Source organism: Micromonospora sp. CNZ322 (assembly GCF_007827755.1).
This window is the reverse complement of record NZ_VITD01000019.1, coordinates 68,706-82,249: the sequence shown is the minus strand read 5'-3', so window position 1 is coordinate 82,249 and position 13,544 is coordinate 68,706. Positions and strand designations below refer to the sequence as shown.

At 70.7% G+C, this 13,544-nt stretch carries 11 protein-coding genes and 3 pseudogenes; 6 read left to right on the top strand and 8 right to left on the bottom strand.

Translation table 11 applies throughout. The features are described from left to right. Positions 1-50: 50 nt before the first annotated feature. The 5 genes and pseudogenes from FB453_RS30770 to FB453_RS30750 all read right to left on the bottom strand — a co-directional run. Complete coding sequence (locus FB453_RS30770) at positions 51-647, bottom strand: hypothetical protein (protein ID WP_145795832.1); 597 nt, start codon at positions 645-647, stop codon at positions 51-53. 123 nt (positions 648-770) lie between these two features. Continuing rightward, the gene (locus FB453_RS30765) at positions 771-1,319 is read right to left on the bottom strand and encodes an SLATT domain-containing protein (protein WP_112588897.1); all 549 of its coding nucleotides are present in this window, start codon (positions 1,317-1,319) and stop codon (positions 771-773) included. Position 1,320: 1 nt separating this feature from the next. Further along, positions 1,321-2,088 carry a PI-PLC domain-containing protein gene (locus FB453_RS30760; RefSeq protein WP_486480532.1) on the bottom strand — a complete coding sequence of 256 codons (768 nt, stop codon included), beginning with the start codon at positions 2,086-2,088 and terminating at the stop codon, positions 1,321-1,323. Between the two features lie 169 nt (positions 2,089-2,257). Continuing rightward, a pseudogene (locus FB453_RS30755) lies at positions 2,258-2,464 on the bottom strand (GerMN domain-containing protein); the annotation flags it as partial. After that, a pseudogene (locus FB453_RS30750) lies at positions 2,455-2,815 on the bottom strand (response regulator); the annotation flags it as partial. The pseudogenes FB453_RS30750 and FB453_RS30755, both read right to left, overlap by 10 nt. 126 nt (positions 2,816-2,941) lie before the next feature. Between FB453_RS30750 and FB453_RS30745 the strand changes: the two are divergent. The 4 genes and pseudogenes from FB453_RS30745 to helR all read left to right on the top strand — a co-directional run bounded on the left by FB453_RS30745 (position 2,942) and on the right by helR (position 6,284). Further along, on the top strand, positions 2,942-3,271 hold the full coding sequence (locus tag FB453_RS30745; RefSeq protein WP_145795830.1) for an STAS domain-containing protein: 330 nt from the start codon (positions 2,942-2,944) through the stop codon (positions 3,269-3,271). After that, positions 3,268-3,449, top strand: a pseudogene (locus tag FB453_RS30740) (STAS domain-containing protein); the annotation flags it as partial. The gene FB453_RS30745 and the pseudogene FB453_RS30740, both read left to right, overlap by 4 nt. A 165-nt stretch (positions 3,450-3,614) precedes the next feature. Then, positions 3,615-3,995: a YccF domain-containing protein gene (locus FB453_RS30735; protein ID WP_181518574.1), complete on the top strand. Its 381-nt coding sequence runs from the start codon at positions 3,615-3,617 to the stop codon at positions 3,993-3,995. Positions 3,996-4,136: 141 nt separating this feature from the next. Next, positions 4,137-6,284: an RNA polymerase recycling motor ATPase HelR gene (gene helR, locus FB453_RS30730; protein WP_222431438.1), complete on the top strand. Its 2,148-nt coding sequence runs from the start codon at positions 4,137-4,139 to the stop codon at positions 6,282-6,284. Positions 6,285-6,325: 41 nt separating this feature from the next. On the opposite strand, the gene FB453_RS30725 is transcribed toward helR, so the two are convergent. Further along, positions 6,326-8,407 (bottom strand): PQQ-dependent sugar dehydrogenase, encoded by a 2,082-nt coding sequence (locus FB453_RS30725; protein WP_145795824.1) that lies wholly within the window; start codon positions 8,405-8,407, stop codon positions 6,326-6,328. A 156-nt stretch (positions 8,408-8,563) separates the two neighbouring features. Next, positions 8,564-9,112, bottom strand: coding sequence for an RNA polymerase sigma factor (locus FB453_RS30720; RefSeq protein WP_145795822.1), 549 nt, complete (start codon positions 9,110-9,112; stop codon positions 8,564-8,566). A 56-nt stretch (positions 9,113-9,168) separates the two neighbouring features. On the opposite strand from FB453_RS30720, the gene FB453_RS30715 reads away from it, so the two are divergent. After that, the gene (locus FB453_RS30715) at positions 9,169-10,533 is read left to right on the top strand and encodes a serine/threonine-protein kinase (protein ID WP_145795819.1); all 1,365 of its coding nucleotides are present in this window, start codon (positions 9,169-9,171) and stop codon (positions 10,531-10,533) included. On the opposite strand, the gene FB453_RS30710 is transcribed toward FB453_RS30715, so the two are convergent. Then, on the bottom strand, positions 10,530-11,225 hold the full coding sequence (locus FB453_RS30710; RefSeq protein ID WP_145795817.1) for a hypothetical protein: 696 nt from the start codon (positions 11,223-11,225) through the stop codon (positions 10,530-10,532). The two genes, FB453_RS30715 and FB453_RS30710, sit on opposite strands and share 4 nt — an antisense overlap. A 319-nt stretch (positions 11,226-11,544) precedes the next feature. On the opposite strand from FB453_RS30710, the gene FB453_RS30705 reads away from it, so the two are divergent. Beyond that, complete coding sequence (locus FB453_RS30705; RefSeq protein ID WP_222431437.1) at positions 11,545-13,512, top strand: serine hydrolase domain-containing protein; 1,968 nt, start codon at positions 11,545-11,547, stop codon at positions 13,510-13,512. The last annotated feature ends 32 nt before the right edge of the window (positions 13,513-13,544 follow it).

The window sequence follows — 13,544 nt, the reverse complement described above, 5'->3', positions numbered from 1 at the left end:
CGGTTCGAAGGGTGGCGCTGGTCCTGAGGGGCCAGCGCCACCCTGCGTCCTCAGTGGATGACCACGGGCGACTCGGCACGCTCGCCCTGCCGTCGCACCAGCGGCAACGCCGGGGCCAACGCCAGCGCCATGCACAGGCCGCCGATCGGAAGCAGATCGAGGGTGACCGCCGGCAGGACGATGCCGGCGAGGAGCAGCGGCACACTCCACCACGGCAGCCGCCGTCGGGCGGCGAGCATACCCGCGAGGACGAGCAGGCCGAGGAAGAAGAACTGGGGTACGACGTCGTAGAAGGCCACCTCCACGCCGGGGATGTCCTTGAATTCCGCGCCGAGCCTCGACATCTCCGCCCGGTCCTCGGCCAGCAGCCCCTCGACTATGTCCGCACCGAACTGCACCATCGTCGCGGCGAGGCCGACCAACGTGCCGGCCACCACCCCGGTGCGCCACGGACTGCGGGGCAGCAGACGGGACAGCGCGAGCACACCCGGGACGAAGCACACCATGCCGGCGAGAGCAACCAGGTGGGCGGCCTGCCAGTCGAGCCCGGGGCCATACACCCCGTCGGACCTTGCCCACAGCCGGATCAGGCCGTAGGCCACGATGCCGACCGGTCCGGCGATCACGTAGAGCGCAGCGCGTTTCATGCCAGCCAGCATGTGGCCGCCGGCCCCGGCCGACCTCCGGGAGGTTCCCTCGGGTCGCCCTGGCTTTCGTCTCAGGTCTTCCACCGAGCAACCCCGAGACCCGCCCGACCGCCACGCCGGCGGTCAGGGACGAAATGGCTTGCCGGTCAGCGCGGATTCCTCCGGAAACGCCAACGAGCTGAAGAACTTCTCCGTCTCGGCACTGCGGATGCCCTCGATCTTCGCCAACAGCACCTCTGTCGCCGCGTACGCGCGCTGCTCCCGCTCGGCCGGATCAGCGGTCGCCTCGGCGCGACCGAACGCGAGTCTCCACTGGTTGCTCGCCTCGATGAGGGCGAAATGGGTACGCCGCAGCAGTGCCCACATCTGATCCCACTGATAAAAAGTGCGTAGCGCGGTGGCCGTGGCGATGACCACGCCCGAGACCGCGATTACCAGGTTCTTACCCGGATAGCTGAAGCCGGCGAGCAGTGGCAGAGAGGCACTGACGACGATGACCAGGATGCCGGTGAAACGAAACAGCCGTCGGTGCCATTTCGCCCGCCAGTCGTAATGGTCCCTGAGCTTGTTGATGCTTTCTTCGGCCAACGCGCGGTAGACCTGCAACGGATCGCCGGGAGCGCCGTTCTGCGACTCGGCGAGCAACCCGCTCTGTCCTTGGTCAACAGACACGTCACGATGCTAGATGCTGGCCATGCGACGGTCTATAGCCCGAGAAAACGATGTTGTCGGAGTATTGACGGGCGAACATCTCCCGCTCCGGTGAAGCGACTGGCCAGGAAATCACCGGAACACCGCGGCGACGCCACCACGCCGTCAGATTGGACGGAAATGCGTCCACCTCGTAGGCCAGAAAATCAGGCCGAGTGACCAGGTTGCTGACCATACTGCGACCCACCATCCGGGTCAGCGGCCCGGCGGTGCGCAGCAGGCCGCAGATGCGCCCCACCGGCACCCGGCGTTCCGGCGGCAGCTTTCGCACCGCGACCCGCAGCGCCGCCACGAGCAACGGGTCGAAGGATTCGACCGCGTACCGCCCCGGGTAGTCAGCGGTCTGTCGCAGCACCTCGTCGACGAGATCGAAGTTGAGGGCGAGCGTCGGCCGTTTCAGCTCGATCAGCAGGGGCACCCGGGCGGCGACCAGGTCCAGCACCTGCGACAGCGTGGGCACCCGCTGGTCGGTGCCCTGCAACCGGAGCCGCTGCCGATCGGCCGGTGTCAACTCCGCGGTGGCGATGGCCGCACCGGTGAGCGCGGTCAAGTCGTAGTCGTGGACGACGACCAGCTCGCCCGAGCGGGTGAGCTGCACGTCCAGTTCGCAGGCGTAGCCAGCCTCGGCGGCCGCCTCGAACGCCGCCAGCGAGTTGGCGGGTCGATTGTCGCCGGTCAGCCCGCGGTGCGCGATCGGGATGTCGAGCAGCCAACGGTCGTCGGACGACACGCGATCCTCCTGAGCTTCCGGGACCGGGTTACCGCACTCCGGAGCAGGCCGTGGAAGGGTTTTCGCGTACCTTACAGCGGCCGGTCCCGCGGCGGCGGCGGGCGGCGTCGTTGATGTCGCGGTCCTCGTGCTCCCGGTGGTACGCGCGCTCAGCGGTCGCTGCTGAGGGGGCGTAACCGTCGCGGGTGAGCGGCCTGCTGGACAGGGAGCCGTCGGCCCGGGGCACGCCGAGAGCCCTGCCCTCGCGCAGGAAGGCCACTGTGGAGGCGTCCTCGCGGCTGGTGAGAGTGCAGACGATCTGCCCGAAGGCGAGGACCTCGTCGCTGCGACCGCCCACCTCTGCGGGCTCGTCCACCGTGACGAGGGCCTGCGTCCCTCCCCCGCCTCCGGACTGATCTCCAACTCCCCAAAGGCGACCGCCGGCACGGGCTCCGGCGCCGAGGTCGTGACCACCGGCCGGGCACGGCGGCGCAGAGCCCGCAGGCGGGCGGCCAGCTCCCGGATGGCCAGGGGTTTGACCACGTAGTCGTCGGCGCCGGCTTCGAGAGCGGCGACGATGTCATCGGTGCCGTCGCGGGCGCTGACCACCACGATCGGGACGTCGTCGTCACGGCGCAGCTGCCGGATGCACTCGAAGCCGTCGAGGCCGGGCAGCATCAGGTCGACGAGCACTAGTCGGACGGGTGGTGGCGTTGGGCGCCAGGCCCTCCTCGGCCGTGGCCGCGCCGAGGTCGTCACCGTGCCCGCCAGCCGGCGGTTTTGCCACACAACTGTCACAGAGCCTTGCAGTGACCGCCAACCCCGCCCAGCAGGGTGGGGAGGGAGCAAGGGGTGACGGAGAGGGGGTACGGCAATGGCGACGCCGGTGCTGCCCGCGAGGTACACGCTGCCACTGGTAGAGGTTCGCGTCACCGAACTCGATTTGGCCTGTCTACCGGAGGTCGGCGCGGTGTTCGACCGACTGCTGGCGCTGCGCCCCGCACAGGTCGTGCTCGACCTGTCCGACTGCCAGCACCTCGACGCCGCCGCCATCGGCCTGCTGCTCGACGTGCACCGGCGGCTGACTCGCGCCGACGCGGCCCTCACCGTGCGCCATCCGAGCCCCCGGGCTCGGCGCATCCTGCACATCACCCGCCTGGATCAGGTGCTCCCGATTGTGAGCGAGGAAGGACCAGCAGCATGACCGTCGTCCCGGACGAGTACCTGATGACCCTGATCTGCGACACCTGCGGCGAGACCATCCGCGGAACCGCCTGCGTGCTCCCCGACGCCGAGGTCGTGTGGACCCGGCCGAGCACGGTTGGAGCGGTTCCCCCTTCGCCACCGGGCCGCACCGCTGCCCGCACTGCAGCCTCCTGCCCGCCTCGACCGGTGGCCACGCGTCGCGCGACGACCACGGCCCCGGCGGCATCCTCGGCATCGACCACCTCGACGGGAGGCCCCTCCCCGAGGGCCACGCGGTGGCCGTTCCCCGCTGAGGAACGGGGGGAGCCGACCGGGTGGCGAGCATGTTTCATGCTGGAGTAGTGATTCGTTTCGTACTGAATGTGCTGTGGCTCGTCTTCGGCGGTGGCCTCGTGCTGGCGGTCGGCTACGGCATCGCCGCGCTGATCTGCTTCGTCCTGGTCATCACCATCCCGTTCGGCGTCGCGTCGCTGCGCCTCGCGGTCTACTCGCTGTGGCCCTTCGGCCGCACCCTGGTGCCCAAGCCGGGCGCGGGCGTCGGCTCCGGCCTGGCGAACATCCTCTGGGTGGTGCTGGCCGGATGGTGGCTGGCGCTCTCCCACATCCTCGCGGGCATCGCCCTCTGCGTCACGATCATCGGGATCCCGTTCGGCATCGCCAACTTCAAGCTCGTGCCGGCCGCGTTCTGGCCCCTCGGCCGCGACGTCGTCGACGTGCCCTGACACGGAAAACGGGAGACACCCGGTCTCCCGCCACTTCTAACTTATACCGCACTGGGGGGCTTGCGGCAAGACCCCGTTTATGACGCAGAATCGTCGGCCGAGGCCAAATTCTGCCGAAATGGAAGTCATGAATTGGATTCCTTGCCCACCTCCGTGTTCGACCTTCCCAATCATCTCGCGCCCAAGGCCGACCCGGCGCTCATCGCCCACGACGAGCGGCACTTCGCGGCCATGGCGCAGGGCCTCGCGCAGCTGAGCGCCGAACTGTCCGACCGTCTGGACACCGCGCGCCGGGCGCCCGGCGGCAAGGGCCGGCAGGCCGTCGACCGGGACGAGGAGGTCCGCCGGCTGACCGCCCGCCTGCGCTCGCTGAGCCGCTACGGACTGGACCTGTGCCTGGGCCACGTGGTCGAGGCGGACAACCCCGACCCGGTGTACGTCGGACGACGCGGTCTCACCGACAGCACGGGTCGGCGGCTGCTGCTCGACTGGCGCTCACCCGCGGCCGAGCCGTTCTTCGGCGCAACCCACGCCAACCCGATGGGCCTGGCGAGCCGCCGCCGCTACCGCTGGACCCGCGGCCGGATCAGCGACTACTGGGACGAGGTGTTCACCCCGGACGGGTTCGTGGGGCACGCCGTCGCGCTGGACGACCAGTCCGCCTTCATCGCCAGTCTGGGCAGCGCCCGGTCGGCCCGGATGCGCGACGTGCTCAGCACGATCCAGGCCGACCAGGACGCCATCATCCGGGCGGGGTCGGCCGGCGCCCTCGTGGTCGACGGCGGTCCGGGCACCGGTAAGACCGTCGTCGCCCTGCACCGCACCGCGTACCTGCTCTACTCCGACCCGCGTCTCGGGCAGCGCCGGGGTGGGGTGCTCTTCGTGGGGCCGCACCAGCCCTACCTGGCCTACGTCGCCGACGTCCTGCCCAGCCTCGGAGAGGAGGACGTGCAGACCTGCACCCTGCGCGACCTCGTCCCCGAGGGGGCCACCGCAGCCGTCGACACCGACCCGGAGGCCGCCCGGCTGAAGTCGTCGGCCGAGCTGGTCCGGGCGATCGACGCGGCCGTCCGGTTCTACGAGGACCCACCGGTCGCCCCGATGACGGTCCCGGTGGGCGACTCCGACGTCCGCCTGAGCGCCGACGACTGGGCCGACGCGTTCCAGGCGCCGGGTCCGGGCACCCCGCACAACGAGGCGCGCGAGGAGATCTGGGAGGAGTTGCTGACCATCCTCATCGACCGGTACGACGGCGAGGAGCCGGACGACGTGCTCCGCGACTCTCTGCTGCGTAACCGGGAGCTGCGGGCGACGGTGAACCGCGCCTGGCCGTTGCTCGACGCGGCCGATCTCGTGGGTGACCTGTGGTCGGTGCCCGCGTACCTGCGCAGGTGCGCGCCCTGGCTCAGCCCCGAGGAGGTCCGCAAGCTGCAACGCGACGAGCCCCGGGCCTGGACCGTGTCCGATCTGCCGCTGCTCGACGCGGCGCGGCAGCGGCTCGGCGACGCGGAGAGGGCGGGGCGCACCCGTCGCCGCGACCCGGCCGCCGCTGTCGAACGCGAGCACATGGCCCGGGTCGTCGACGAGCTGCTCGCGGCCGACACCTACGACGACGGCGAGGGCCTGCTGGCGATGCTGCGCCAACCCGACCTGCGCGACGTCCTGGTCGACGACTCCGGGCTGCCGGACGCCGACCCGGACCTGCTGGCCGGCCCGTTCGCGCACATCGTCGTGGACGAGGCGCAGGAGCTGACCGACGCCCAGTGGCAGATGCTGCTGGCGCGCTGCCCGTCACGCAGCTTCACCATCGTGGGAGACCGCGCTCAGGCCCGGCACGGGTTCACCGAGTCGTGGCAGGAACGCCTCAAGCGGGTCGGGCTCGACCATGTCACTCTGGCTTCGTTGAGCATCAACTACCGGACGCCAGCGGAGGTCATGGTGGAGGCCGAACCGGTCATCCGGGCCGTGCTCCCCGACGCCAACGTGCCGACCTCCATCCGTGACAACGGACTTCCCGTCGTCCACGGATCGGTCGCCGACCTGGGGTCGATCCTCGACACCTGGCTCACCGCGCACGCCGAGGGGATCGCCTGCGTCATCGGCGACCCGACGTTCCCGCCCACGGCCCGGGTCCGGTCACTGAGCCCGGAACAGGCCAAGGGGCTGGAGTTCGACCTGGTCCTCCTCGTCGACCCGGAAACGTTCGGCACCGGCATCTCGGGGGCGGTCGACCGCTACGTCGCGATGACCCGGGCCACCCAGCAACTCGTGCTCCTGACCAGCGGCTGAGGACGTGCCGCCCGACCGGGTTCGGCATCAGCGATCAGGGTCTAGTTGCCGAGCGTGACGTGCAGGATCCTCTCGTTGCTGTTGTTCGGCGTGCTGTCCTTGTCACCGACGTTGGTGGTGGTCAGCCACAGCCCGCCGTCGGGAGCCGGCTCCACCGTCCGCAACCGACCGTAGGTGCCGCTGAAGTACGTCTGCACGTTCGTCAGGCTGCTGCCGCTGATCACCGCGCGGTACATCCGAGCGCCTCGGGCGCAGGCCACGTAGAGCGCGTCGCGCACGATCGTGATGCCGGAGCAGGACCCTTCGGCGGTCGGATAGGTGCGCGCCGGCGCGATGAACCCGGCCGTACCGCAGGCGCCACTGGTGCCCTCGCACGCCGGCCAGCCGTAGTTTCCACCCTTGGTGATCAGGTTGGTCTCGTCCATGACCGAGTTGCCGAACTCCTGCTCCCACAGCCGGCCCTGCGAGTCGAACGCCAGCCCCTGCGGGTTGCGGTGGCCGTAGCTCCACACGTAGTTGCCGAACGGGTTGTCCGAGGGGACGGTGCCGTCCGGGTTGAGTCGCAGGATCTTGCCTTCGAGGCTCGACCGGTCCTGGGCGTAGTTGCCGTTCTGGGCGTCGCCGGTGCTGGCGTACAGCTTGCCGTCCGGGCCGAACCGCAGGCGACCACCGTCGTGGTACTTGTTACGCCGGATGCCGCTGAGCAGAACCTGCTCGCTGGCGGTGTTGAGTCGCCCGTTCTCCAGCCTGACCCGGACGATGCGGTTGTCGCTCGGCGAGGTGTGCATGATGTACAGCCAGCGGTCGCTGGAGTAGCTGGCCGAGATGGCGAGCCCCAACAGGCCACCCTCACCGTCGGTGCTCTGCACGTTCGGCACCGTGCCCAGGTTGGTCTTGGCCCCGGTGGTCGGGTTGAGCTGGATGATGTCGTGTGCGTCGCGGCGGTTGTAGAGCACGCTGCCGTCCGGCAACGTCACCAGACCCCACGGGATGTCGGTGTCGGTGGTGACCTGCCGCACCCCGCACACCGGGTTGGCGCACGCCGCACCGGTGGTCACCGTCGCGGTGCCGCTGCGCGACGAGGCGTTGTCCTGCGCGTCCCGAGCCACCACGTAGTACTGGTAGGAGGTGTTCGCCGCCAGACCGCTGTCAGTGAACGTGGTCGCCGGCGGCGCGCCGGTGACAGTGCCCACCTTCGCGCCGGCCCGGTAGACGTCGTACGCGCGTACCCCGATGTTGTCGGTCGACGCGGTCCAGCGCAGCGTCACAGTGGTGCCCGACGCGGTGCCGGCGAGCTGTTGCGGCGCCGTCGGTGGCTGGCTGTCGGCCTGACAGGGCGGCGGAGTGATCGACACGGTGGTGCTGGCCTGCGACACGTTGCCGGCGGCGTCGCGGGCGTTGACGTACAGGCCCCAGGTCGCCCCGGGCACCACGGTCAGGTTGGTGGAGAGCGTCGTGCCGCTCACCGACGTCATCAGTTGGCCGTCGTGGTAGATGTCGTAGAAGGCCACCGCGACGTTGTCCGTCGAGGCGTTCCACGCGAACGTCACCGAGTTGCAGGTCAGGCCGCTGACCCGTGGGCTGCCGGGCGCCGTCGGCGGCTGGCTGTCGGCGCTGCCCAGAGACGTCGTCCACCGCTGGTTGGACTGCCCGTTGCAGGTCCAGAGACCGACGGTCGTGCTGTTGGCGGTGCCCGCGCCGGACACGTCCAGGCACAGGCCGGACTGGACCCCGACGATGGTCCCGGAGGTGGTGATCCGCCAACGTTGGTTGGCGCCGCCGGTGCAGCCGTTGATCTGCACCGCGGCCGGGGCGGTGGTGTCCTGGCCGACCACGTCCAGGCACATCGTGTCGTCGTAGACCCGCAGCTCACCAGTTGAGGTGAGGGTCCACGCCTGGTTGGCCTGGCCATTGCAGTCGTAGATGTTGATGCCCGCACCGGCGGTCCGGACGTTGCCGACCACGTCCAGGCAACGACCGCTGGCCACACCGACGATCGTGGCTGGTGCCGCGGCGGCCGCCGGCACACCGACGGCCAGGCTCAGCAACGTCACCGCCGCCATCGCCACCGGCAACAGCCGCCGTCGTGGGCGTAGTGGGCTTCTCCGCGCGGTGACTCGCATCCGTCCTCCAGGTTCAGGGCATCGACCGGCCGGACCAGACGACGAACCGCCCGACCACACCGAACACGCACATCGACCAGCAAAGATGTGCTCGGCGTACATGTCAAACGATGTCCGTCGATCGGAGGCAAACCCACGGATCGGCGTACGGATCGCTCAACTACCCCACAACGTCTCCCGGACGTACCGACGGGCGTGATGGATCCGGGACTTCAGCGTGCCGATCGGGATGCCCAGCTGCCCGGCGATCTCCTGATAGTCGAGCTGACACAGGTCGCGCAGCACGAGGGCCGTCGCCAGCTCCGGCCGGTACGACTCCAACCGGTCCAGCGCGTCCAACAGGTCGAGACGCGATCCGGCGATGACGCTCGTCGTACGGGGGTCGGCCACCTCGACGGGCAGCAGCGCGCTGGGCCGCTCGGCCGCTCGTCGCCGCAGTGACCGGTACGTCTGGCGGGCGCAGTTGGCGACCACCGTGTGCAACCAGGTGGAGAAGAGCGACCGCCCCTCGAACCGTTGGATGTGCCGGGCCACCTGCAACAACGCGTCCTGCGCCGCCTCCTCCGCGTCCTGCCGACAGGGCAGGAACCGCCCGCACTGCTCCAGCACCCGTGGACCGATCGCGGCCAGCAGCGCGTCGAGTGCGGCGCTGTCGCCGGCCGCCGCCCGCCTCGCCAGCTCCTCGGTGTCAGATTCCTTCGCCACCCGCGCTCCCCCGCTCGTGGGCGTCACCGGAGTCCCGGTGGCCGGATAATACGATCGTGTCCATCCCGCCGCAGGTTGGCCGGTACCGCATCGCACGCCCCGTCGGCGCCGGTGCGTTCGCCACCGTGTGGCTGGCGTACGACGACGAGCTGCACTCGCCGGTGGCCGTGAAGGTGCTCGCCGACAACTGGTCGCAGCGGGCCGACATCCGGGGGCGCTTCCGCCAGGAGGCCCGGTTCATGCGGCAGGTCGACTCCGATCATCTGGTCCGGGTGTTGGACATCGGTGAGCTGCCCGACGGTCGGCCGTACCTGGTGATGACGTACGCCGCTGGCGGCACGCTCGCCGACCGGCTGAGCGGCGGGCCGATGCCGGTGCGCTCGGCGCTGCGGATCGCCGCCGACATCGCCAGGGCGGTGGCGGTCCTGCACGACAACGGCGTGCTGCACCGCGACCTCAAACCCTCCAACGTGCTGTTCGACTCCACCCCGGCCGGTGACCGGGTGTTGGTCGCCGATCTGGGGCTGGCCAAGACGCTCGCGCACGCGTCCGGCTTTACAGTGGTCGCCGGCACGCCCGCCTACATGGCGCCCGAGCAGGGCGTCCCCGGCGGAGGGATCGACGTGCGCGCCGACGTGTACGCGATCGGCGCGCTGACGCACCACATGTTGACCGGCTCGCCGCCGGGGCAGCCGGTGGCGGCGGCACCCTACGCACCCGCCGCCGTCGAGCGCGCCGTCCGCCGGGCGATGCATCGCGATCCGGAGCGCCGCTGGCCCACCGCGGCCGCGTACGCCGGCGCGTTGGAGGGTCTGCTCGCCAGCCGGCAACTGGCGGCCCGCCCGCCGCCGCGGCGCATCCGCCGGTTCCTCGCCGCCGTCGGCACCGTGACCGCGACGCTGGTCATGGCCGGATCCGCCACCGCCACCACCGCGCCGCACGGCTGGGCCCGGGTGGGTGACACGACCGGCGCTGTCTCGGTGGCCGTCCCCGGCGGCTGGGCACGGCAACTGCGCGACGGCGGCTGGGACCCGACGGTGATCGGCCTCGCCGACGGGCGCCGCCCCGGCCTGCTCGTCGGAGCCGACCTCACCGAGTGGTCCGATGTCGACAGCACGACACCGGGGGTCTTCGTGGGAGTGAGCCCCGGGCTGCGCGGAGCGGAGCAGCCGACGCTGCCCGATCACCGGGGGTGCACACCCGCCGCCGGCCGGGCGGTCACCGTCGCCGCGTTCAGTGGGACAGTCCGGCACTGGGCGCGATGCGGTGGCGCGCAGACATCGTTCAGCGAGGTCACCCTGGTCGCGGCGGCCGGCACCTTCGGCGTGTACGTCCAGGTCAAGCAGACCGACGGCGTCGACCGCACCGACGAGATCCTCGGCACGCTGCGGGTGAACGCTTCGATGGTCGCGCAACGCTAGTACCGTTCCCAGTTGCCGGCGAAGTCGACCATGCGCCACCGACGCGTCTCGGTACCACCGTCGAGCTTGCGGACGGTGGCCTGCACGGTTTCGCCCACGACTCGGTATGAGACGAACGTCATGACCCGGTCGCCGGACGGGCTGGAATTGTCACCCAGGATGATCGGCCGTGCGTACCGCTCCCTGCCGTCGTACGAGAGCTGGATCGGCACGAGGGCCTGCCGCCGTGCCGCGTCGGGGTTGCCCAGTTCGACGAGGACGAGCGCGTCCTCCGTCGACGGCGCATTCGCCGGCTCCTCGCCGATGAATTCGGCATACACCGGCCGTGCGCCGTTCGGCAGGATCCGGCACGGGATGTCGAGGCCGTTGGACCCGTTGCGGAACACCACGGAGTCGTCGGACTCACCGCAGAACTTCAAACCGCGGATGACCGCGTTGGGCCAGTTGGTCCGCCTGATCTCGCTCGCCGGAGCGGCCGGGCCGGAGGTGCGGGTGGCCGGAGCACCCGGGGTGGCGCTGCGGGTGGTCGGAGCGGCGCTGCCGGGCGCCGGAGCGCTCGACGCCGACGGGCTCGCGCTGGCGGACGGAGAGCCGGCGGGCCCGGCGTCGCCGCCGACCCGTTTCACCGGTGACGTGCAACCGGCGACGAACGTAAGGGTGAGCATCGCACCGACGAGCAGGTTGCCGCGCATGGCTGGTCCTTCCTCCGCAGGGTCTGTCACAGGGTTTGATGCACCGGTACGGGCGGTGGTTCACGCGACCGGGGCGGCACCTCTGCCCACCATCGGTGCACCCGCCCCTCCTCCTCAAGTCGTAAGCGCATTGCCGTCTCACGCCAGATGGCTCGGGGCGATCACTCGAACAGGCTTGTCCCAAGGCATCGGGTGACGCCGTACGGACCTGCTCCGGACACCCGTTCGCCAGGAAAGGCACTGGCAGACGATGCGCTCTCTTCCGCTTCACGCACCCGGTTCACCCCGAACCGCCCGGCCTCTCGTCCGACTCGGCGCGGTGCTGGCGACCGCTGTCGTCATCGCCGTGGGCGCCGCCGGCTGCGGCGCGCCCCAGCACAATCCCGCACCGCCCATCGATGCTCCGGCGGCACCCGCCGCAGCGAGCGGGGTGGGTTCGGCCCTGACCGGCGCCGACGTCAACGCCTGGCTCGACGGCCTGCTCCCGGCCGCGCTCGACCGTACCGACATCGCGGGAGCCACTGTCGCCGTCGTGGACGACGGCAAGATCGTCACAACCCGGGGGTACGGGTACGCCGACACCGGCGCCGGCGGGAACGCCGCCGTACCTGTCGACCCGGACCGGCATCTGTTCCGGATGGGATCGGTGTCGAAGCTCGTCACCGCCACCGCGGTGCTGCAACTCGTGCAGGACGGGAAGCTCGACCTCGACACCGACGTCAAGACGTACCTCGACTTTGAACTGCCGCTGCGCTACGAGCGGGCCGTCACCCTGCGGCACCTGCTCACGCACACCGCCGGCTTCGAGGAGCGGATCGCCGGCCTCATCGGCACCGACGGCGGCGACCTCAACCTGCGCAGGGCCCTGATGACCGACCCACCGGAGCAGATCTACCAGCCCGGCACCGTCCCCGCGTACTCCAACTACAGCAACGCGCTCGCCGGCTACATCGTCGAACGCGTCAGCGGGACGCGGTTCGAGGAGTACGTCCAACGCAATGTCCTGGACCGCGCGGGCATGCCGTCGTCGACCTTCGAGCAGCCCCTCCCGGCGGCGCTGCGCGACCGGATGTCCAACGGGTACGACACCTCCGCCGGGCCCGCCGCGCCGTTCGAGATCGTCGGTACGCCCCCGCCCGGTGCGCTGAGCGCCCCGGCGACGGACATGGCACGATTCATGCTCGCCCAGCTCGGCGAGCCGGTGGGCTTCGCGCCCCTGCTGGACCAACCGACCCGCGCGCTGATGCAGCGGCCGGCACTGGACGCGACGTCGTTGGGCACGCTGGCCGACGGGCCCCGGATGACCCTCGGATTCTTCGCCGAGGACCGCAACGGCCACCGGATCCTCGGCCACGGCGGCGACACCAAGTACTTCCACTCCCACCTGCAGATCTACCCCGACGACCGGGCCGGCATCTTCCTGTCGCTCAACAGCAACGGCTCCGGCGCCCTCGACAGCCACGAGCTTCGCGAGTCGATCGTGAACGGCTTCGCCGACCGCTACTTCCCCGCCCGCGACGACCAGCCGACGGCTGGCGTGGACCCGGCGACCACCGCCAAGCACGCCGCGCTGGCCGCGGGCACGTACGAGTCCTCGCGAGCGATTGGCAGCAACTTCCTGACGGCGATCGGTCTGGTCGGTCGGACCACTGTCAGCGTCGCCGACGGTGACCGGTTGCTGGTGGAGCCGGGCCCGCTGTCGGACTCCCCCGCTCTCTACGAGGAGGTGGCGCCCTGGGTCTGGCGCGAGGTCGGCGGGCAGCGCACGATCGCCATGCGGGCGACCGACGACCGGGTCGAGGCGATCAGTTTCGACTCCGCGTTCGCGTTGCTGCCCGTCGAACCGGCCCGCGCATCCATGGTGGCCGTTCCGGTGCTGGCCCTGTCCACCGTCGTGCTGCTGCTCGCCGTCCTGTCGTGGCCGGTCGGCGCGACCGTCCGCCGTCGGCTGGGCCGTGCTCCCCGAGAGCGGGCGGGGCGCACCGCGCGGATCCTGAGCCGCCTCGCCGTCGCCGGCACGCTGCTCGCGTTCGCCGGCTGGGTGCTGAGCATCGGCAGCATCATGAGCCTGCAGGACGTTCCCGGGCCCGTCCTGCGCACCATTCAGGTGCTGCAACTGGTCGGTCTGCTCGGAGTACTGCCCGCCGCGGTCCGGCTGGTCGACGACGTGCGACGCCACCTCGGCTGGCGGCGGATCACCGCCAGCGGCCTGATCCTGTTCGCTCTCGCCGGCGCGGGCTGGTTCGCCGTGGAGTTCCACCTGCTCGCGCCTAGCATCTCCTACTGACCCGCCGACCCGGGACGATCCGGAGCAAGGAT

Coding starts and splice junctions, on each gene's coding strand:
- FB453_RS30770 (WP_145795832.1), bottom strand. CDS start 647: ATGAAACGCGCTGCGCTCTACGTGATCGCCGGACCGGTCGGCATCGTG.
- FB453_RS30745 (WP_145795830.1), top strand. CDS start 2,942: ATGGCGACGCCGGTGCTGCCCGCGAGGTACACGCTGCCACTGGTAGAG.
- FB453_RS30725 (WP_145795824.1), bottom strand. CDS start 8,407: ATGCGAGTCACCGCGCGGAGAAGCCCACTACGCCCACGACGGCGGCTG.
- FB453_RS30710 (WP_145795817.1), bottom strand. CDS start 11,225: ATGCGCGGCAACCTGCTCGTCGGTGCGATGCTCACCCTTACGTTCGTC.